The sequence below is a fragment of the Stenotrophomonas sp. YJH_SMC_40 genome, from assembly GCF_059368615.1.
In genome coordinates this window covers 121,098-142,560 of the sequence record NZ_JCAFRX010000002.1, presented here as the reverse complement: position 1 = coordinate 142,560, position 21,463 = coordinate 121,098, and the positions used below count along the sequence as shown (strand labels likewise).

General features: G+C 67.3%; 16 protein-coding genes. 9 read left to right on the top strand and 7 right to left on the bottom strand.

The features are described 5' to 3' along the window. Positions 1-233 precede the first annotated feature (233 nt). The 4 genes from AC5P6X_RS03630 to AC5P6X_RS03615 form a co-directional block, all read right to left on the bottom strand. Complete coding sequence (locus AC5P6X_RS03630) at positions 234-746, bottom strand: hypothetical protein (protein ID WP_005411286.1); 513 nt, start codon at positions 744-746, stop codon at positions 234-236. A 45-nt stretch (positions 747-791) separates the two neighbouring features. Further along, positions 792-1,085, bottom strand: coding sequence for a LysM peptidoglycan-binding domain-containing protein (locus AC5P6X_RS03625; protein WP_005411287.1), 294 nt, complete (start codon positions 1,083-1,085; stop codon positions 792-794). Between the two features lie 285 nt (positions 1,086-1,370). Next, positions 1,371-2,189 (bottom strand): NADPH-dependent 7-cyano-7-deazaguanine reductase QueF, encoded by an 819-nt coding sequence (gene queF, locus AC5P6X_RS03620; RefSeq protein WP_033833570.1) that lies wholly within the window; start codon positions 2,187-2,189, stop codon positions 1,371-1,373. Positions 2,190-2,735: 546 nt separating this feature from the next. Then, entirely contained in the window at positions 2,736-4,055 is a 1,320-nt protein-coding gene (locus AC5P6X_RS03615) for a M20 family metallopeptidase (protein WP_012481426.1), read from the bottom strand. Positions 4,056-4,243: 188 nt separating this feature from the next. Between AC5P6X_RS03615 and AC5P6X_RS03610 the strand changes: the two genes are divergently transcribed. The 9 genes from AC5P6X_RS03610 to AC5P6X_RS03570 all read left to right on the top strand — a co-directional run bounded on the left by AC5P6X_RS03610 (position 4,244) and on the right by AC5P6X_RS03570 (position 18,487). Further along, a complete protein-coding gene (locus tag AC5P6X_RS03610) occupies positions 4,244-5,488 on the top strand; it encodes an efflux RND transporter periplasmic adaptor subunit (protein WP_012481427.1) in 1,245 nt (414 codons plus the stop codon). Between the two features lie 74 nt (positions 5,489-5,562). After that, positions 5,563-8,796, top strand: a complete 3,234-nt coding sequence (locus AC5P6X_RS03605; protein ID WP_329757064.1) for an efflux RND transporter permease subunit — start codon at positions 5,563-5,565, stop codon at positions 8,794-8,796. A gap of 31 nt (positions 8,797-8,827) precedes the next feature. Further along, on the top strand, positions 8,828-11,950 hold the full coding sequence (locus AC5P6X_RS03600) for an efflux RND transporter permease subunit (protein ID WP_005411292.1): 3,123 nt from the start codon (positions 8,828-8,830) through the stop codon (positions 11,948-11,950). Positions 11,951-12,118: 168 nt separating this feature from the next. Continuing rightward, positions 12,119-14,296, top strand: coding sequence for a YccS family putative transporter (gene yccS, locus AC5P6X_RS03595; RefSeq protein ID WP_108270554.1), 2,178 nt, complete (start codon positions 12,119-12,121; stop codon positions 14,294-14,296). 156 nt (positions 14,297-14,452) lie between these two features. Beyond that, complete coding sequence (locus AC5P6X_RS03590) at positions 14,453-15,247, top strand: SDR family NAD(P)-dependent oxidoreductase (RefSeq protein ID WP_329757063.1); 795 nt, start codon at positions 14,453-14,455, stop codon at positions 15,245-15,247. 98 nt (positions 15,248-15,345) lie between these two features. Next, positions 15,346-17,235, top strand: a complete 1,890-nt coding sequence (locus AC5P6X_RS03585) for an MFS transporter (RefSeq protein ID WP_033833573.1) — start codon at positions 15,346-15,348, stop codon at positions 17,233-17,235. 182 nt (positions 17,236-17,417) lie between these two features. After that, complete coding sequence (locus tag AC5P6X_RS03580) at positions 17,418-17,705, top strand: CD225/dispanin family protein (RefSeq protein ID WP_005411297.1); 288 nt, start codon at positions 17,418-17,420, stop codon at positions 17,703-17,705. 34 nt (positions 17,706-17,739) lie between these two features. Continuing rightward, the gene (locus tag AC5P6X_RS03575) at positions 17,740-18,018 is read left to right on the top strand and encodes a CD225/dispanin family protein (protein ID WP_005411298.1); all 279 of its coding nucleotides are present in this window, start codon (positions 17,740-17,742) and stop codon (positions 18,016-18,018) included. Between the two features lie 43 nt (positions 18,019-18,061). Continuing rightward, complete coding sequence (locus AC5P6X_RS03570) at positions 18,062-18,487, top strand: DUF2752 domain-containing protein (protein WP_005411299.1); 426 nt, start codon at positions 18,062-18,064, stop codon at positions 18,485-18,487. Positions 18,488-19,014: 527 nt separating this feature from the next. On the opposite strand, the gene ampE is transcribed toward AC5P6X_RS03570, so the two are convergent. The 3 genes from ampE to erpA form a co-directional block, all read right to left on the bottom strand. Next, the gene (gene ampE, locus AC5P6X_RS03565; RefSeq protein WP_108270556.1) at positions 19,015-19,902 is read right to left on the bottom strand and encodes a regulatory signaling modulator protein AmpE; all 888 of its coding nucleotides are present in this window, start codon (positions 19,900-19,902) and stop codon (positions 19,015-19,017) included. A 134-nt stretch (positions 19,903-20,036) separates the two neighbouring features. Continuing rightward, a complete protein-coding gene (nudC, locus tag AC5P6X_RS03560; RefSeq protein ID WP_005414687.1) occupies positions 20,037-20,942 on the bottom strand; it encodes an NAD(+) diphosphatase in 906 nt (301 codons plus the stop codon). A gap of 119 nt (positions 20,943-21,061) precedes the next feature. Next, positions 21,062-21,454: an iron-sulfur cluster insertion protein ErpA gene (gene erpA, locus AC5P6X_RS03555; RefSeq protein WP_005411302.1), complete on the bottom strand. Its 393-nt coding sequence runs from the start codon at positions 21,452-21,454 to the stop codon at positions 21,062-21,064. Between the last annotated feature and the right edge of the window lie 9 nt (positions 21,455-21,463).

The window sequence follows — 21,463 nt, the reverse complement described above, 5'->3', positions numbered from 1 at the left end:
GAAACCCCTGCATTGTCGCGTTTTCAGCCGCGCGGGGCAAAGCCGCGCCATACGCGGCGGTACTGCACGGCGGCAACGCTGTGATCCATCCACGCACGGCGTGGGTCTGCGCGAACGCCGCCGTCAGTGGATCCACGCCATGCATGGATGAAGCCAGCCACCGGCCAATAAAAAAGGACGCAGCCTTGCGGCTGCGTCCATCGTGAGTCCTGCCGGGAGAGAGTCGGCAGGACTTACTTGACCTCGAACTCCTGCGGCGTTCCAGCCGCCTTGCCATCGACCGTGACCTCGGCGCGGTACTTGCCGGCCGGCCAGCCCTTTGCATTCTTGAACGTGACGTTGGTGGTCTCCGCGCCGCTGGCATTCAGGGTCGCGGTCTGTTCGCCGGCCACCTGGCCGTCCTGGAAGGTCAGCTTGGCACCGACATTGACGTTGTTGGCGGCGCCATCGGTCTTGACCGAGACGATGACATCATCCTTCGGCGAGAACAGTGCAGCCGGGGCGACCGATTTGTCGGCGGCAGCGGTCTTGCCCACGGTGACGGTGGAAACGCTGACCGCGGCAGCTTCCGCCATCGGCGGCGGTGCACCGGTCATCGGTGCCGGCGCTGCCGGCTCGGCCGGAGCCGTGGCGGCCGGAGCGGCGTTGGTGTCGGTCGACTCTTCCTTCTTCTTGCAACCGACCAAGGCAACGCTGCCCAGCAGGGCGGCGATCAGGGCGGTCTGGAGCGGGGTGGTCTTGATCATTCGGGGTTCCTCCCAGGGATTGTCGGACGGCGTTCGATCGCCGGCTTACTTCGGCGGCAGTTTCAGGGTCTGGCCCGGGAAGATCTTGTCCGGGTCGTCAAGCACATCGCGATTGGCTTCGAAGATCTTCTTCCAGGCGTTGGCGTCGCCCAGATGCTGCTTGGCGATCTTCGACAGCGAGTCACCCTTCTGCACGGTATAGGTGCCGCCGCTGACGATCTCGGCGGTGCTGTCCACCGAAGCGCTCACGCCGGAGAAGTCCGCCTTCGGCACCTGCTCGGCGGTACTGTCGACGCTGGCGCTGACGCCGGAGAAATCGGCTTTCTTCTCGGTACTCATCCACAACTCCCGTCTGCATGACTACGTGGCTCGCACGGTGCCATGGCGGTTGTTAAATGGGGATGGTGCAGATGTGAAGCCGCCCCGGGGGGCGGCTGAACAATCGGGAGAGACGGTGCCCGGTAGTGCCGGCCGCTGGCCGGCTGTGCCAGGGGGATCCGGCCTTGGCCGATTGCCGGCCAGCGGCCGGCACTACCCGTAACCGCCTGCGAATCATGGGAGTGCCGGCCGCTGGCCGGCGCTCGCCGGGCATGGCCCGGCACAACGGGCAACCGCCTGCAGCGGTTACTGGCGCAGTTCGCGGTAGGTCGCGGCCGGGGCGGCAATGCCGGGACTGGCGCGCCACGGGTTGATGTCCAGGCCACCACGGCGGGTATAGCGCGCCTCCACTTCCAGCCATTGCGGCTGGCAGCGCGCAGACACCTCGCTGAAGATCCGCTCAACGCACTGCTCGTGGAACTCGGCGTGCTCGCGGTAGCTGACCAGATAGCGCAGCAGGCCGGCACGATCGATCTTCGGCCCGCGGTAACGCAGGCTGACCGTCGCCCAGTCCGGCTGGCCGGTGACCGGGCAGTTGGACTTCAGCAGTGCCGAGACCAGGGTCTCCTCCACCACCTCACCGGCATTGGCCGAGAGAAAGTCCGCCTGCGGCGGGCCGTAGCAGTCGATCTCCAGCTCCAGCCCGTCGATGGATTCACCGAGCGGCGTCTCGCGCAGGCCCGGCAGCCCGAACTCGACCTGGACCGGCGCACCGGCACAATCCGACAGATCCGCCACGATGCGCGCGCGCAGTGCCTCGGCGCTGTCGATGCGGGTGCTGTTGAGGGAGTTGAGGTACAGCTTGAACGACTTCGATTCGATCAGCCGCGGCGACGTGCACGGCACCTGCACGGTGGCCACGGCCACCTGCGGCTTGCCACGCGGGTCGAGCCAGCTCAGCTCGAAGGCGTGCCAGCGGTCATGGCCGACGAACGGCAGCGCGGCCTCATCGAGGCCGATCTCGGCGCGGGCGCCGCTGCGGGGGATGGGAAACAGCAGGCCGGGATCGTACTGCGACGGGTAACTGACCTCGCGACCGAGGCTGGAATCCTGTGGGGTGTTCATGGGGGTCATTGTATCGCGCGGACGGCGTGCCTTCGGCCGGGCCGGCCAACGGCGGAGCCCCTCCGTGGTGGTTTTGTTGTTTGGTCGTGGAAGGCGGTCTATCGGCTTGGCCGGGTGGGTAGGCGGGTCGGGGGACGCCGTAAACCCGTCCTTGGGGGCTTGGCCGCGGCATCCATGCCGCGGACACCCCCGCCCCGCCTACCCACCCGGCCCCTGACAGTTCCTTGCGCGCCACCACCACCACGGGAAAGATCAGGAAAATCAAAATCAGAAGCCGATCCTTCAGACATTCATGACGTCCGCCGTGCCGACCAACGGTCGGCACCCACCAACAGCAGCGGGCACCAACAGCCGCGGGAAACTGTCGAAGGCGGGGTGGGTCCGGTGGCAGGGGCGTGAGCCGCATGGATGCGGCGACCGAGCTTACATGGACGTACTTGCAGCGTCCCCTGCCACCGGACCCACCCCGCCATCCCACGGAATGCCCGCTTTTGACGTTGACGTTGATTTAGGCGGGTGCAGGGCTGCAAGCCCTGCCGGAAACCCTCACCCCGCCGGAGTGCCGGCACCGTGCAGGTAATCCAGGCTCACCTGCAGCAGCGCGCGCAGTCCGACATCCAGCGCCTTCTCATCCAGCAGGAACTTCGGGGAGTGGTTCGCCGGCGCCGTCGCCGGGTCGATGCCCACGCTGGTGGAACCAACGAAGAAGAACATCCCCGGCACTTCCTTCGCGTACAGCGAGAAATCCTCCGCGCCCATCTGCAGCGGTGGCTCGTAGACGTTGTCCTTGCCCACCACCGCCTGCAGGCTCGGCAGCATCTTCGCGGTCAGCGCCGGGTCGTTCACCGTGGCCGGGTTGCCTTCTGATTCGTAGATGTCGGTGACCGCCTTTGCCCCGTGCGCGGCGGCGGTGTGTTCGGCCACGTTGCGCAGGTCGGCGAAGATCTGCTGGCGCATGCCCTCGTCGAAGGTGCGGATGGTGCCGACCATCTCCACCTCGTCCGGAATGATGTTGTAGCGGATGCCGCCGTTGATCGCACCGAAGGTCAGCACCGCCGGTTGCTTGGAGAGGTTGGCGCGGCGGCTGACGATGGTCTGCGCGGTACCGACCAGATCGGCCGTGGCCACGATCGGGTCGACACCGTTCCACGGTGCGGAGCCGTGCGTCTGGCGACCGATCACCTTGATGCCGAAGCGGTCCGAGGCTGCCATCAATGGGCCACCGCGCACCGCGATCTGGCCGGCCTGCACGCTGGAGAACACATGCAGGCCAAACACCGCCTCCGGCTTGAAGTCGGCGAACAGGCCTTCCTTCAGCATCAGCGCGGCACCGCCCTCTTCCGGCGGCGGTGCGCCTTCCTCGGCCGGCTGGAAGATCAGCATCACCTGGCCCGGCAGGTCCTTCTTCATCGACACCAGCGCTTCGGCCACGCCCAGCAAGGTGGCGGTGTGCGCGTCATGGCCGCAGGCATGCATCACGCCCACGGTCTGGCCGCGGTACTGGTCGGTGGCCTTGGAGGCGAACGGCAGCCCGGTCTGTTCGGTTACCGGCAGCGCGTCCATGTCCGCGCGCAGCGCGATCTTCGGGCCGGGCTTGCCGCCTTCGATGATCGCCACCACGCCGTGGTGGGCGATGCCAGTCTTCGGCTTCAAGCCCATCGCACGCAGGCGCTTGGCGACCTCGGCCGAGGTGCGCGCCTCGCGGTTGGACAGTTCCGGGTGCTGATGGAAGTCGCGGCGCCATTCAACCACCTTGGCCTGCAGGCGCTGGGCAGCAGCGGTCACTTCGGGGCGTTGCCCGTCCTGGGCGTGGGCAACGGCCGGCAGGGCCAGCAGCAGGGCGGACAGCAGCAGCGAACGGCGCATCGCAATCTCCACAGCAAGAGGGGTCCAGCTGAATGTAGGGCAACACCGCCGCCACGGGAACCTCCGCGGCCGGATCCGGTCTTAGCGCCCGTCCCATCCGTCATGCAGGAAACGTGATGTGGCACAGGTATGCTTTGCGCATTGCCAACCGGGGCCGCGCCCCGTCCAGCCCTCTTGGAGTCCTCGTAATGTCACGTGTTTGGAAGATCGTGCTGCTGGTCGTGGCGGTTCTGGTACTGGCCGTGGTCGGCCTGCGCGTCATCGGCGGGGGCAAGGACAAGGCTGGAAAGCCGGCAGCGGGAGCGCGCCAGGGTGGCGAAGACCCGGATGCCGGCCCGGTGCCGGTGACCGTGGTCCAGGCCACGCACCAGGACGTACCGGTGTATGCCAGCGCACTGGGTACCGTGACGGCAATGAACACCGTCACCGTCAGCCCGCAGGTCGGTGGCCAGCTGATGAGCCTGAACTTCCGCGAAGGCCAGGAAGTGAAGAAGGGCGACGTGCTGGCAGTGATCGATCCACGCACTGCCCAGGCCAGCTACGACCAGGCCGCGGCAGCCAAGCGCCAGAACGAGGCGCTGCTGGCCACCGCGCGCTCCAACTACCAGCGCTCCAATGCGCCGGAGTATCGCCAGTTCGTCGCCAAGACCGATCTGGATACACAGCGAAACCAAGTGGCACAGTACGAAAGCGCAGTCGCGGCGAACGAAGCCAGCATGCGCTCGGCACAGGTGCAGCTGCAGTACACCAGGGTCACCGCACCGATCACCGGCATCGCCGGCATCCGCGCGGTCGACGCGGGCAACGTGGTCAACGCCGGCACCGCGCTGGTCACCCTGACCCAGATCCACCCGATCCACGTCCTGTTCAACCTGCCCGAACGCCAGCTCGGCGACGTGCGCCAGGCGCAGGCCGCCGGCGCGGTGCCGGTGGCAGCACTGGACCGCGCCGACTCGCACGTGCTGTCCGGCGACGGCAAGCTGGACGTGGTCGACAACCTGATCAGTGCCGACAGCGGCACCTTCAAGGCGCGCGCGCTGTTCGACAACACCGACAACGGCCTGTGGCCGGGCCAGTTCGTCAACGTGCGCATGCAGCTGCGCACGATTGCCGGCGGCGTGGTCATTCCGACCCAGGCCGTGCTGCGTGGGCCGGATGGCGAGTACGTCTACGTCGTGCAGGGCGACAACACGGTGAAGATGCAGACCGTGCGCAGCGGCGTGGAAGTGGGCGACAGCCAGGTGCAGATCGCCGAAGGCCTGAAGGGCGGCGAGCGGGTGGTCAGTGAAGGCCAGTTCCGCCTGAAGCCGGGCAGCAAGGTCACCGCGCTGAAGCCGGGCGAAACCCCGGCCGCACCGACCGAGGCCGAGCTGAAGGCGGCCGAACAGAAGAACGGTGGCGGCGGTGGCCGTCGCGGTGGCGGTCCGCGCTGAGCGCAGGCCACGGTTCTCCCTCGCGCCGGCGGACCCGCCGGCGCCGACATTGAAGTGCCAGCAAGGATCAGTCCGTGGGCTTTTCGACGATCTTCATCCGCCGCCCGATCGCTACCTCGCTGTTGATGGCGGGCCTGTTGCTGCTGGGCATCCTCGGTTACCGCAAGCTGCCGGTGTCGGCGCTGCCGGAAATCGATGCGCCCAGCCTGGTGGTCACCACCCAGTACCCCGGCGCAAACGCCACCACCATGGCCTCGCTGGTCACCACGCCGCTGGAGCGCCAGTTCGGGCAGATCTCCGGGCTGGAGCTGATGACCTCCGACTCGTCGGCTGGCTTGTCCACGATCATCCTGCAGTTCTCGATGGACCGCGACATCGACATCGCCGCGCAGGACGTGCAGGCGGCGATCCGCCAGGCCACCCTGCCCTCGTCGCTGCCCTACCAGCCGGTCTACAACCGGGTGAACCCGGCCGACGCGGCCATCGTCACCCTGAAACTGACCTCTGACACGCGCCCGCTGCGCGACGTCAACAATTACGCCGACTCGATCCTGGCCCAGCGCCTGTCACAGGTGCAGGGCGTCGGCCTGGTCTCGATTGCCGGCAACGTGCGCCCGGCCGTGCGCATCCAGGTCAATCCGGCGCAGCTGTCGAACATGGGCCTGACCCTGGAACAGCTGCGCAGCGCGCTCACCCAAGCCAACGTCAATGCGCCCAAGGGCTCGTTGAACGGCAAGACCCAGTCCTACAGCATCGGCACCAACGACCAGCTGGCCAGCGCCGCCGAGTACCGCGACACCATCATCAGCTACAAGAACGGCCGCCCGGTGCGGCTGTCCGACGTGGCCGAGGTGGTCGACGGCGTGGAGAACGACCAGCTGGCGGCCTGGGCCGATGGCAAGCCGGCGGTGCTGCTGGAAGTGCGCCGCCAGCCGGGCGCCAACATCGTGCAGACCGTCGAGCGCATCCGCGCGATCCTGCCGCAGCTGCAGGGCGTGCTGCCGGCCGACGTGCACCTGGAGATCTTCAACGACCGCACCGAGACCATCCGCGCCTCGGTGCACGAAGTGCAGTTCACCCTGATCCTCACCATCGGCCTGGTGGTGGCGGTGATCTTCGTATTCCTGCGCCGGCTGTGGGCCACGATCATTCCCTCGGTGGCGGTGCCGCTGTCGCTGGCCGGCACCTTCGCGGTGATGGCCTTTGCCGGCATGTCGCTGGACAACCTCTCGCTGATGGCGCTGGTGGTGGCCACCGGCTTCGTGGTCGACGATGCGATCGTGATGATCGAGAACATCGTGCGTTACATCGAGCAGGGCAAGAGTGGCAAGGAAGCGGCCGAGATCGGCGCACGCCAGATCGGCTTCACCGTGCTGTCGCTGACGGTCTCGCTGGTGGCGGTGTTCCTGCCGCTGCTGCTGATGCCTGGCGTCACCGGCCGCCTGTTCCACGAGTTCGCCTGGGTGCTGAGCATCGCCGTGGTGCTGTCGATGCTGATCTCGCTGACGCTGACCCCGATGATGTGCGCCTACCTGCTCAAGCCCGACGCCCTGCCCGAAGGCGAGGACGCGCACGAGCGTGCAGCGGCGGCCGGCAAGCAGAACCTGTGGACGCGCACCGTCGGCCTGTACGAGCACAGCCTGGACTGGGTGCTGGGCCACCAGCGCCTGATCCTGGCCGTGGCCGGTGGCGCGCTGGTATTGACCGTGCTGCTGTACGTGCTGATTCCCAAGGGGCTGCTGCCCGAGCAGGACACCGGCCTGATCACCGGCGTGGTGCAGGCCGACCAGAACATCGCTTTCCCGCAGATGGAACAGCGCACAAGGCAGGTTGCCGAAGCGCTGCGCCAGGATCCGGACGTGACCGGCGTGTCGGCGTTCATCGGTGCCGGCAGCATGAACCCCACGCTCAACCAGGGCCAGCTGTCGATCGTGCTGAAGGAGCGCAGCCAGCGTGATGGCCTGGATGAGATCCTGCCGCGCCTGCAGAAGGCGGTAGCCGGTATTCCGGGCGTGGCCCTGTACCTGAAACCGGTGCAGGACGTGACCCTCGATACCCGCGTGGCCGCCACCGAATACCAGTACTCGCTGTCGGACGTGGACAGCGCCGAAGTGGCCACGCAGGCCACGCGCCTGACCGAAGCGCTGCGCAAGCGCCCGGAACTGGCCGACGTGGACAACAACCTGTCCAACCAGGGCCGCGCGCTTGAACTGAACATCGACCGCGACAAGGCCAGTGTGCTGGGCGTGCCGATGCAGACCATCGACGACACGCTCTACGATGCCTTCGGCCAGCGCCAGATCTCGACCATCTTCACCGAACTCAACCAGTATCGGGTTGTGCTGGAAGTGGCGCCGGAGTTCCGCACCAGCACCGCGCTGATGGAACAGCTGGCCGTGGCTTCCAATGGCGCCGGCGCGCTGACCGGCACCAATGCCACCAGCTTCGGCCAGGTTACCTCGTCCAACTCGTCCACCGCCACCGGCATCGGCGCGCAGAACACCGGCATCACGGTCGGCGCCGGCAACATCATCCCGCTGTCGGCGCTGGCCGAAGGCAAGGTCAGCAGTGCGCCGCTGGTGGTCAGCCACCAGCAGCAGCTGCCGGCGGTAACGGTTTCGTTCAACGTGGCGCCGGGCTATTCGCTGTCCGAAGCGGTGCGTGCGATCCAGGAGACCAAGGACAGCCTGGACATGCCGGCACACCTGCATGCCGAGTTCATCGGCAAGGCCGCCGAATTCACCGGCAGCCAGACCGATGTGGTGTGGCTGCTGCTGGCCTCGCTGGTGGTGATCTACATCGTGCTCGGCGTGCTCTACGAGAGCTACATCCACCCGATCACGATCATCTCCACGCTGCCACCGGCCGGCGTCGGCGCGCTGCTGGCGCTGATGCTGTGCGGGCTGAGCCTGTCGGTGGACGGCATCGTCGGCATCGTGCTGCTGATCGGCATCGTCAAGAAGAACGGCATCATGATGGTGGACTTCGCGATCGAGGCGCGTCGCGCCGGTGCCAACGCGCATGAAGCGATCCGCCGCGCCTGCCTGCTGCGCTTCCGCCCGATCATGATGACCACCGCCGCGGCAATGCTCGGCGCACTGCCGCTGGCGCTGGGCACCGGCATCGGCTCGGAGCTGCGCCGCCCGCTGGGCATCGCCATCGTCGGCGGCCTGCTGCTGTCGCAGCTGGTCACGCTGTACACAACGCCGGTGATCTACCTGTACATGGAACGCTTCTCCGAATGGCTGGCGCGCCGCCGCGAGCAGCGCGCACTGCGCAACGGTTCGCTGCAGGAGCCGCAGGCATGATCCACGCCCCGCTGCTGCGGTGGGCCGCACGATGAACCTGTCCGGCCCCTTCATCCGCCGCCCGATCGGCACCGCGCTGCTGGCCATCGGCCTGTTCATGGTCGGCCTGATCTGCTACCTGCGCCTGGGCGTATCGGCACTGCCGAACATCGAGATCCCGGTGATCTTCGTGCACGCCAGCCAGTCCGGCGCGGATGCGGCGACCATGGCCTCGACAGTCACCGCGCCGCTGGAGCGCCACCTCGGCCAGCTGCCGGGCATCGACCGCATGCGCTCGTCGAGCTCGGAAGGCAGCTCGCTGGTGTTCATGATCTTCCAGAGCGGCCACAACATCGATTCGGCCGCGCTGGACGTGCAGACCGCGATCAACTCGGCGCAGGCCGACCTGCCTTCGGGCATGGGCTCGCCGATGTACCAGAAGGCGAATCCGAACGACGACCCGGTCATCGCCATCGCGCTGACCTCGCAGACGCAGTCGGCCGACGAGCTGTACAACGTCGCCGACTCGCTGCTGGCCCAGCGCATCCGCCAGATCAGCGGCGTTGCTTCGGTCGACATCGCTGGCGCTTCGACGCCGGCGGTGCGTGTGGACGTCAACCTGCGCCTGATGAACGCGCTCGGCCTGACCGCCGACGACCTGCGCAACGCCGTGCGCGCGGCCAACGTGACCTCGCCCACCGGCTTCCTCAGCGACGGCAACACCACTACCGCGATCATCGCCAACGACTCGGTGGCGCGTGCCGCCGACTTCGCCGACCTGGTGGTCAAGACCCAGGGCGATGGCCGGGTGATCCGCCTGAAGGACATCGCCAACGTCTACGACGGCCAGCAGGATGCCTACCAGGCCGCGTGGTTCGACCACAAACCGGCGGTGGTGATGTACGTGTTCACCCGTGCCGGCGCCAACATCGTGGAGACGGTGGATCGGGTCAAGGCGCAGATCCCGACCCTGCGCGATTACCTGCAGCCCGGCACCACGATGACGCCGTACTTCGACCGTACGCCGACCATCCGCTCGTCGCTGCATGAAGTGCAGATCACCCTGCTGATCAGCCTGGCGATGGTGGTGCTGACCATGGCGCTGTTCCTGCGCCGGCTGGCACCCACGCTGATCGCCGCGGTGACCGTGCCACTGTCGCTGGCCGGTGCCGCGCTGGTGATGTACGTGATGGGCTTCACCCTGAACAACCTGAGCCTGCTGGCGCTGGTGATCGCCATCGGCTTCGTGGTCGACGATGCGATCGTGGTGATCGAGAACATCATGCGCCACCTCGACGAAGGCATGCCGCGGATGCAGGCGGCGCTCACCGGCGCGCGCGAGATCGGCTTTACCATCGTCTCGATCACCGCCTCGCTGGTGGCGGTGTTCATCCCGCTCCTGTTCGCCAGCGGCATGATGGGTGCGTTCTTCCGCGAATTCACCGTCACCCTGGTGGCGGCCATCGTGGTCTCGATGATCGTCTCGCTGACGCTGACTCCGGCGCTGTGCAGCCGGTTCCTCAGCGCACACGACCACAGCGCGCCGCCGTCGCGCTTCGGCCGCTGGCTGGATGCCGGCCATGAGCGCATGCTTCGCATCTACACGGTCTTCCTCGACTTCTCGCTGCGCCACGCGCTGCTGCTGTCGCTGACCCCGCTGATCCTGATCGGCGCCACCGTCTTCCTGTTCGGCGCGGTGAAAAAGGGCGCGTTCCCGCCGCAGGACACCGGCCTGATCTGGGGCCGCGCCAATTCCAGCGCCACGGTGTCCTTCGAGGACATGGTCGCCCGCCAGCGCCGCATCACCGACATGCTGATGGCCGACCCCGCGGTGAAGACCGTGGGCGTGCGCCTGGGCAGCGGCCGCCAGGGCTCCAGCGCACAGTTCAACATCGAGCTGAAGTCGCGCAGCGATGGCCGTCGCGAAACCACGGCGCACGCACTCGCACGGCTGAGTGCCAAGGCCGACCGCTACCCCGACCTGCAGCTGCGCCTGCGCGCGATCCAGGATCTGCCCAGCAACGATGGCGGCGGTTCCAGCCAGGGCGCGCAGTACCGCATCTCGCTGCAGGGCAACGACCTGGCATCGCTGCAGGAATGGCTGCCCAAGCTGCAGGCGGAGCTGAAGAAGAACCCCAAGCTGCGCGATGTCGGTACCGACGTGGACAACGCCGGCCTGCGCCAGAACATCCAGATCGACCGCGCCAAGGCCGCACGCCTGGGCATCACCGTGGGTGCCATCGACGGTGCGCTGTACGGTGCGTTCGGCCAGCGCCAGATCTCCACCATCTATTCGGACATCAACCAGTACAGCGTGGTGGTCAACGCCCTGCCCTCGCAGACCGCCACCCCCGCCGCGCTGGACGAGGTGTACGTACGTGCGCGCAATGGCGACATGGTGCCGATCACCGCGGTGGCCACGCAGATGCCCGGCCTGGCCCCGTCGCAGATCACCCACGAGAACCAGTACACGACGATGGACCTCAGCTACAACCTGGCTCCGAACGTGAGCATGGGTGAGGCCAAGGCGATCATCGACGCGACCGTGGCCGGCATGCGCATGCCTGGTGACATCCGCCTGGCCGATGATGCGGGCTTCGGCTTCAACTCCGACCCCAGCGACATGCTGATCCTGGTGTTCGCCGCGATCCTGACCGTGTACCTGGTGCTGGGCATGCTCTACGAGAGCCTGATCCATCCGGTCACCATCCTGTCCACGCTGCCGGCGGCGGGCGTGGGTGCACTGCTCGCGTTGTTCGGCACCAACACCGAGTTGTCGGTGATCTCGATGATCGCGCTGGTGCTGTTGATCGGCATCGTCAAGAAGAACGCGATCATGATGATCGACTTCGCGCTGGTGGCGCAGCGCGAGCATGGCCTGGCACCGCGCGATGCCGCGCGCGAGGCCAGCATCGTGCGCTTCCGCCCGATCATGATGACCACGATGGTGGCGATCCTGGCGGCGGTGCCGCTGGCGATCGGCCTGGGCGAAGGCTCCGAACTGCGCCGCCCGCTGGGCATCGCGATGATCGGCGGCCTGCTGTTCTCGCAGAGCCTGACCCTGCTCAGCACGCCAGCGCTGTACGTGATCTTCTCGTGCCTGGCCGAACGCTGGCGGGCCCGTCGCGCGCGCAAGCGCGAAGCGAAGCTGCTCAAGCGCGCGCAGCGTGCGTAGAACGGCCCATCCACGCATGGCGTGGATCTACGGGTAGAGCCGGCCGCTGGCCGGCTTTCTCGGTACGGCAAATCTGCCGGCCAGCGGCCGGCACTACCGCGGTGGTCCGCCCTCCATATTTCACGCGCACCCCGCAATAATGGTGGGAGATCCTTCCGCCGAGCCTGCATGCCCGCCCGCCAATCCCGCCTCAGCCGCCTGTGGGCCCACGAGAAGGCCAGTTACGGCCTGCGCGTGTTCATCGCCCTGACCGCAGCGCTTGCCGTGTGCTGGCAGCTGGATGCGCTGACCGCCCTGCCCGGCGTTTTCCTCGGCATCATCGCCAGCGCCATCGCCGAGACCGACGACAACTGGTGGGGCCGGACCAAGGCGGTGGCGCTGTCGCTGCTGTGTTTCTGCATCGCTGCGGCGTCGGTGATCTGGCTGTTCCCCTGGCCGTGGATCTTCATCGGCGCGCTGGCACTGTCCACCTTCTGCCTGACCCTGCTGGGCGCGCTCGGCGAGCGCTACGCATCCATCGCCCAGGCCACGGTAACGCTGGCGATCTACACGATGATCGGGCTGGAGCAGCACGGTGCCAGCGACCTGCACACCGCGCTGCAAGCGGTCAGCCACCTGCTGGCGGGCGCCGTCTGGTACGGACTGCTGTCGATCCTGTGGACCGCACTGTTCGCCAACCGACCGGTGCGCGAGCGCGTGGCGCGGCTTTACATCGAGCTGGGCCGCTACCTGCAGCTGAAGGCCGCCCTGTTCGAACCGGTACGTGAGGCCGACCTGCAACGCCGCCAGCTCGACCTGGCCGAGCAGAACCGGCGCGTGGTCGGCGCGTTGAACGAGGCCAAGACCGCGATTCTCGCCCGCTTCGGCCGTTCCGGGCGGCCGGGCGTGAACTCCGGCCTGTACCTGCGCCTCTATTACATGGCACAGGATTTCCACGAGCGCGCCAGTTCCTCGCACTACCCGTACGGCGCCCTGGTCGATGCGTTCTTCCACAGCGACGTGCTGTACCGCTGCCAGCGCCTGCTCGATCTTCAGGGCCAGGCCTGCGCGCGCCTGGGCGAGGCGATCCGCCTGCGCCGCCCGTTCGTGTATGGCGAAACCAACCAGCAGGCCGGGCGCGACCTGGCCGATGCGCTGGCCTACCTGCGCGACCAGCAGCGCCCGCAGTGGCAGCGACTGCTGGGTTCGCTGGACCTGCTGGTGCATAACCTGCGCAGCATCGAACGCCGCCTGCTTGACGCCGAACGCTCCGAGGCCAGCCTCGACAATGTCGATACGCGCCTGCGCGACAGCAACCCGCATACCCTGCGCGAGATGGGCGTGCGCGTGCGCCAGCAGCTCACGCCCGGCTCGGTCCTGTTCCGCCACGGCCTGCGCATGGCATTGGCGCTGATCGCCGGTTTCGCCGCGATCCGCCTGTTCAATGCGCAGAACGGCTCGTGGGTGCTGCTGACCATCGTATTCGTGTGCCGGCCCAACTTCGGCGCCACCCGCCAACGCCTGGCGCAGCGCATCGTCGGCACCGTGGCCGGCCTCGTGCTCACCTGGGCGCTGCTGCAGCTGTTCCCGCAACTGCACGTGCAACTGCTGATCGCGCTGCTGTCGGCGCTGCTGTTCTTCTTCACCCGCACCGACCGCTACCTGGTGGCATCGGCGGCGATCACGGTGATGGCCCTGACCTGCTTCAACCTGATCGGCGATGGCTTCGTGCTGATCGTGCCGCGCATGGTCGACACGCTGCTGGGCTGCGCGATCGCCGCTGCCGCCGCGTTCCTGATCCTGCCCGACTGGCAGGGCCGCCAGCTGCACCTTGTGCTGGCGCGGGTGCTGGAGACCGCCGCGCGCTACCTGGATTCGGTGCTGGGCCAGTACCGCAGCGGCATGCGCGATGACCTGGCCTATCGCATCGCCCGCCGCGACATGCACAACGCCGACGCCGCGCTGTCCACCGCGCTGTCGAACATGCTGCGCGAACCCGGTCATGTGCGCCGCAACCTGGATGCCGGCTTCCACTTCCTGGCGCTCTCCAACACGCTGCTTGGCCATCTGTCGGCGCTGGGCGCGCATCGCGACCAGGTGGAAAGCTTTGCTGGCGACCCGCTGGCCTTGGCGGCCGGTGAGCGCGTGCGCAAGGCGCTGCAGCAGCTGGCCTCGGCCCTGACCGCACGGCAGCCGGTCAACGAGGACGACAACGACGCTGATCGCGCGGTGGCGGCCGAACTGGAGCAGATCGACGAGGCGATGCCGGCGAAGCTGCAGTTGATCCGCACGCAGATGGCGCTGGTGCTGCGGATGCTGCCGAAGGTGCGGGCGGCGGCGAATGAGGCGGTGCGCACGCTCACCTGAAGGCCGGCGCCGGGCATGGCCTGGCGCGACCCGCAGTAGATCCACGCATGGCGTGGATCTACTGCACCGTGTGCAACCGTGTGTTGCGCCTGGCGCCGCATCCCGATCACGGTCCTGCGCGGATACTGGGTGATCCCCTGCTCCTGGACTCCCCCCATGAAGATCGAACTCGCCGGCCGCACCGCGCTCGTTACCGCTTCCAGCGCCGGCATCGGCCTGGCGATCGCCCAGGGTCTTGCCGCGGCGGGTGCGCGGGTCATTCTCAACGGCCGCAGCACCGACAGTGTCGAACGCGCCCGCCAGCGCCTGCTCGCCGCCGTTCCGGGTGCCGAGGTGATCGGCGTCGCCGCCGACCTTTCCGATGCAGCCGGTGTCGATGTGCTGCTGGCCGGCCTGCCCAAGGTCGACATCCTGGTCAACAACGCCGGCATCTTCGGCCCCGAGGACTTCTTCGAGACCGAAGACGCCACCTGGGAGCGCTACTGGCAGACCAACGTGATGTCCGGCGTGCGCCTGTCGCGGGCACTGCTGCCGGCGATGGTCGACGCCGGCTGGGGCCGCGCGCTGTTCATCTCCTCCGAATCGGCACGCAACATTCCCGCCGACATGATCCATTACGGTGTCAGCAAGACCGCGCAGCTGTCGCTGTCGCGCGGCCTGGCCAAGCGCGTGGCCGGCAGTGGCGTCACCGTCAACGCGGTGCTGCCCGGCCCGACCCTGTCCGACGGTTTCGCGGCGATGTTCGAAGATGAACGCCAGCGCAGCGGCAAGCCGCTGGAGCAGATCGGCCGCGAGTTCGTGATGGCACACCGGCCGTCTTCGGTGATCCAGCGCACCGCCACGGTCGAGGAAGTAGCCAACATGGTGGTGTACCTGGCCTCGCCGCAGGCTTCGGCCACCTCCGGTGCAGCACTGCGCGTGGATGGCGGCGTGGTCGACGATATCGTCTGAGACCATCGACAGGTGTGCGGACCAACGGTCCGCACCCACAGGTCCGCACCCACAGCGGATAGGCAGGAATGCTAGGCTGCGCCGGTCAAGGAGGTTCCATGTCCGGTCACAACCAGTTCGCCCTGCTGCGCCAGCGCCGTTTCCTGCCGTTCTTCGTCGTCCAGGCGCTGGGTGCGTTCAACGACAACGTGTACCGGCAGGCGATCATCAGCATGTTGCTGTTCATGGCCGTGCCGGAGGAAGAACTGGGGCTGTACGCCACGCTGGCACCGGCCATCTTCATCCTGCCGTACTTCCTGTTCTCGGCACTGGCCGGGCAGATCGCCGACAAGCTGGAAAAATCGCGACTGATCGTGATCACCACCACCATGGAGATCGTGATCATGTCGCTGGCGGCAACCGGCTTCCTCACCCAGAGCCTGCCGGTGCTGCTGGTCGCCTTGTTCTGCACCGGCATGCAGTCAACCCTGTTCGGCCCGGTGAAGTACTCGGTGCTGCCCTCGGTGCTCAAGCCCGAAGAGCTGACCGGCGGCAACGGCCTGGTCGAGATGGGCACCTCGATGTCGATCCTGTCCGGCATGATCGTCGGCGGCCTGGTGTTCACCGTGGCCGGCAGCCATGGCACGGTGGTGGCCGCGTGCGCGATCATCGCGCTGGCGATCTGCGGCAACATCGCCGCCCGCCTGATTCCCAAGGTCGATGCCGGCGACCCGGACCTGAAGATCAACTGGAACCCGCTGCCGGAATCGCTGGCGGTGCTGCGCATGGCGCGCCAGCAGAAGGCGGTGCGCAATTCAATCCTGGGCGTGTCCTGGTTCTGGTTCGTCGGCACCGTGCTGACCTCGCAGCTGCCGGCCTATGCGGTGACCAACCTCGGCGGCGAACCAACCCTGTACATCTTTGCGCTGGCCCTGTTCTCGGTCGGCACCGGCGTCGGCTCGCTGCTGTGCGAAAAGCTGTCGGCACGCACGGTGGAAATCGGCCTGGTGCCGTTGGGCGCGTTCGGCATGACCGCGTTCCTGCTCGACCTGTACTTCGCGCGCAGCGGCGAGGCGACGGTGCACGGGTTGACCATCGGCACCTTCCTGCAGCAGTCCGGTAGCATCCGCATCGTCATCGACCTGATCGGCATCGGCCTGTTCACCGGTATCTTCGTGGTGCCATTGTTCGCGCTGATCCAGAGCCGCACGCCGAAGGCGCAGATGTCGCGCGTGTTCGCGGCGCTGAACATCCAGAATTCCGGCTTCATCGTCGGCGCAGCCCTGTTGTCGCTGGCCGCGCACAAGCTGCTGCACTGGAGCATCCCGCAGCAGTTCCTGGCGCTGGCCATCGCCAACGCGCTGGTGGCGATCTACATCTTCACCATCGTCCCCGAATTCCTGATGCGCTTCCTCAGCTGGCTGATGGTGCGCACCCTGTACCGCCTGCGCCCGCACGGCATCGAAGCCAACGTGCCCGACGAAGGTGCCGCGCTGCTGGTCTGCAACCATGTCAGCTACATGGACGCACTGATCCTGTCGGCGACGATTCCGCGTCCGGTGCGCTTCGTCATGTACTACAGGATCTTCAACATCCCGGTGATGCGCTGGATCTTCCGTACCGCCAAGGCGATCCCGATCGCCGGTGCGCGCGAAGACCCGGCGCTGATGCAACGCGCGTTCGATGACATCGACGCCGCGTTGGCCGAAGGCGAGCTGGTCTGCATCTTCCCGGAAGGCGCACTGACCAGGGATGGTGCAATCGCCCCGTTCAAGTCCGGCGTCGAGAAGATCCTCGAACGGCGGCCGGTGCCGGTGGTGCCGATGGCCCTGCGCGGCATGTGGTCGAGCATGTGGAGCCGGCGCGACAGCCGCCTCGGCCGCATGCGGGTGCCGCGCCGTTTCCGAGCCACCGTCGAGGTAGTGGCGGCACCGTCCATGGACGGCCACACCACCAACGCCCAGGCGCTGGAAGCCCAGGTGCGGGCCCTGCGCGGCGATCACGCCTGACAGAATCGGACTGACAGGCAGGCCCGGCAACCTCCCCCGCATACGCCACCGTCCAGTGGCGAACACGACATGCCGTGCGTGTAAACGCATACATGCAACGCCGGTTGCGGTAGATTACGCACCCACAGGGGGGAGGTTCGGCCGATTCACCAAGGCCGGCCACCAAGGAATGGAGTCTCGCTTTGAATCAACCACCACCGCTCAGCCGTCCGGTCTACATCCCCAACCATCTGGTCTGGGCGATCCTGACGACGCTGTTCTGCTGCCTGCCGTTGGGCGTGGTGTCGATCGTCTATGCCTCCCAGGTCGATGGCCGCCGCGCGGCTGGCGATCTGCCGGGGGCCTACAGCGCGTCGCGCAAGGCGGGCTGGTGGGCAGTGGCTTCGGCCGTGGCCCTGCCGGTCCTGTTGCTGTTGTGGCTCGGGCTGTTCGGCGGCTTGGCCGTACTGGGCGCTCTTTCCGACCAATGATTCACCACCACCACCCATCAAGGAGCTTGAACCCATGAATACCGCTACTCCGCAGGTCCCGAACAACCTGGTCTGGGCCATCCTGACCACCCTGTTCTGCTGCCTGCCGGCCGGCATCGTATCGATCGTCTACGCCGCACAGGTCAACGGCAAGCTGGCCGCTGGCGACATCGCCGGCGCCCAGGACTCCGCCGCCAAGGCCAAGAAGTGGGCCATCTGGTCGGCCATTGCCTGGGCCGTGCTGGTCGTGCTGTACGTGCTGTTCTTCGTCGTGCTCGGCGGCATGGGCGCGATGAGCAACAGCGGCTACTGATACGCCTGGACGGATCCGGCGCCTGCGCCGGATCCGTTGTTGCATGTCCGCGCTTCCCGCTCGTTCCCGACTCGCCCGCTGGGCACCGCTGCTGGCTTCCGCCGGCCTGGCCGTGGGTGCCACGGTGGTGCTGCGCAACGTCAATCCGTATGTCGCCGGCAATCCACTGCCGAGCTGCCCGCTGTACGCCCTGACCGGCCTGTACTGCCCGGGCTGTGGCAGCACGCGCTGCCTGTATTCCCTGGTCCACTTCGACCTGCCCGGCGCGATGGCGATGAACCCGCTGCTGGTCATCAGCCTGCCGTTCCTGTTGCTGATGCTGCTGAACATCGCCGGCATCCGCCCACGCGTGCTCGACCCGCTGATGCGGGTGCTGGCCAATCCCGTGTTCTGGCTCTGGGTGCTGCCCGGGTATGCGCTGCTGCGCAACCTGCCGTGGGCACCGTTCACTGCACTGGCACCGATCTAGGTATCCAGCCAACGGCGCAGCCCCTCGTGGTGGGCGGCGTTTGTCGGTCATGGGATAGGCCGGGCGGGTGGACTGCGCAGGGGTCGCTGCGAGTACGTCCATGTAAGCTCGGTCGCCGCATCCATGCGGCTCACGCCCCTGCACAGCCCACCCGCCCGGCCACGGACAGTTTCCGTGCGCGTCCACCACGGAAAAGAAAGAAAAGATCAAAAGCAAAAGCGGATCGCTTCGCTCTGCATCCACGCATGGCGTGGATCTACCGTGTCGACCAAGGTCGACACCTACCAACAGCCGCGGGAATCTGTCGGGGGTGGGGCGGTGTGGGGCTGCAGGACCGTTGGCGCCATGGATGGCGCCATCGAGCCCCCAAGGACGGGTTTACGGCGTGTCCTGCAGCCCCACACCGCCCCGCCCAACCCTCAGCAACCCAGAGCCGCTTTGGCTTTGGCTTTGGCTTTGGCTTTGGCTTTGGCTTTGGCTTTGGCTTTGGCCTCTGCAGGTGCAGGGCTGCAAGCCCTGCAAAGCAACTACGTCACCCAGCCTGCAATCACCAGCAGGGCGAGGATCGCCAGCCACAGCAGCAGCATCCGCCACACCAGGCTCATCGCATCACGCAGGTCCGGCAACCGCTGCCACACCGGCAACAGCCCCGCCTCGGTGTAGTCGTGCGCATCCTCGCGCAGTTCGGCGTTGACGCTGGCCCGCGCCACCGTACCCAGGAACCCGGTATTGCCGGTCAGGCGCTCCCCATGGGCCTGGCGCCACGCCTTCCACGCCGTATCGAAGTTGCCCACCAGCGCCATCGAGAACGCCATCAGCTGTGCCACCGGCCACTCGATCCAGCCCAGCAGCCGCTGCGCCAGCGCCAGCGGCTCGACCGGCACGCGGGCACGCATCGGGCTTTCCGCCATCAGCGCCAGCAACCGGTAACCGAGCGCGCCAGCCGGGCCCAGCAACAGGAACCAGAACAGCACCGCGAACCAGCGCCGCAGTGCGTTGAGCACCGTCGCCTCGACCAGTGACGGAATGTCCTCGCGCAGGCTGCCGCCGGCCGACTGCAGGTTGCGCACTGCAGCCTGCCGCGTCGCCGCATCATCGGCATCGATGATGGCCTCGATATCGCGGTCCAGGTCACGCGGGCCCCAGCACCAGGCCAGCACCGCCACGCCCAGCAGCAGCGACGGCAGGCCGAACAGCACCCCGCGCAACAGCCACGCCAGCAGCGCCATCAGCAACAGCGGCGGCAGCAGGGCCAAGGCAACGCCGGCCGGTCCCTGCCAGACCTTGCCACCACGCGCATCCAGCCAGCCCAGCCAACGCCGGAAACCGTCGAAACGGCGCAGCGAGGCAGCAGCGGCCGGAGCAACATGGCCCAGGGCCAGTGCCACCAGCACGGCGGCCAGAGTGGTGAACATGGCAGGTCTCCCTACGAAACAGAACGCTCGGCGCCGCTACCTTACCTGTCGCAGCGGCGCCCTCAGCGGTGAACCGGACTGTAACCCGTGCCGTGTTCAGGTGGCGGCAATGCAATCACCCCAGCCGGCCCGCCTCAGCCCTTCTGCTGGCGGTACCAGTGCTCGATCAGGCCGCGCGAAATCGAGATCGGCGGCGACAGGCGGATGCCCTGGCCATCGTCCTCCACATCGCGCGCCAGTGCCGCGCCGACCTCGTCGGCACTGAACCAGCGCGCGTCTTCCAGCTCGCCGTCCACGGTCGGCAGGTCATCCTGCGCCTGTGCGCGAAAGCCAACCATCAGCGCACCCGGGAATGGCCACGGCTGCGAACCGAGGTACTGGCAGGCCGTCACCCGCACTTTGCTCTCCTCGTGGACTTCGCGCACCACGGTCTGCTCGAAGGTCTCGCCCGGTTCGACGAAGCCGGCCAGCACCGAGTAGCGACGTGGCGCCCAGTTTGACTGGCGGCCGAGCAGCAGGCGGCCCTGGTTTTCAACCGCCACGATCACAGCGGGGTCGACACGCGGATAGTGCTCGGTGGAACACTGCGCGCAACGCCCCACGAAGCCGCCACGGGCAAACGCCACGGCACCACCGCATACCCCGCAGAAACGGGTGCGCGAGTGCCAGTAGGACATGCCACGTGCGTAGCTGAAAGCGGTCGCATCAGCCACCGACCACAGCAGCGCGGCCTGGCGCAGGTCGAGGCGACGTGGTGCGGTGACGGTGACGCTGGCGGCTTCAACCGAGAACCACGCTTGTTCCCCGCGCAGGCCGAGGAAGATCGCGGAGCCGGGACCGCCGCCGATGTCGGCGCCGGTCAGCGCCAGCGGCTGGTCGTCATCGCCGGTGAAGGCGCTGCCGTCCTGATCGAGCACCAGAATGTGCGCGCCCGGCCACAGGCGCGCCAGTGCATCGGCATCTTCGCGCAGGGCATCGGCGCGCTCCAGCGGTTCGCCCACGAAGGCGAAACCGGAAAGCGGCGAAGGAGTATTGGGCATCCTGCAAGCGTGCCGCCAATCGATGCGGGTGGCAAGCCGCGGGCTTTGCCGAAGCCGTCTGTGGGTGTGGAGCTTGCTCCACACACCTTGTCGCGCGGGACGCAGGCCCCGCGCCCCGCCTACATGCTGAAACTGCTGCCGCAGCCGCACGTGGTCTTTGCGTTCGGGTTGCGGATCACGAACTGTGCACCGGTCAGGCTCTCGGTGTAGTCCACCTCGGCGCCCATCAGGTACTGCAGGCTCAACGGGTCGACCAGCAGGGTCACCCCGCTGGTCTGTACCGCCAGATCGTCCTCGGCACGGTTCTCGTCGAACTCGAACCCGTACTGGAAACCCGAACAGCCACCACCTTCGATGTACACGCGCAGGGCCAGGTCGGGGTTGCCCTCTTCCTGGATCAGGGATTTGACCTTGGCGGCCGCCGACTCGGTGAAGTTCAGCGGGCGCTCCAGCGACTGGTAATCGGGCGCGGCGGCCGGGGTGGCGCCGGGCAGGGAGACTAGCGTGCTCATGGTGTCAGC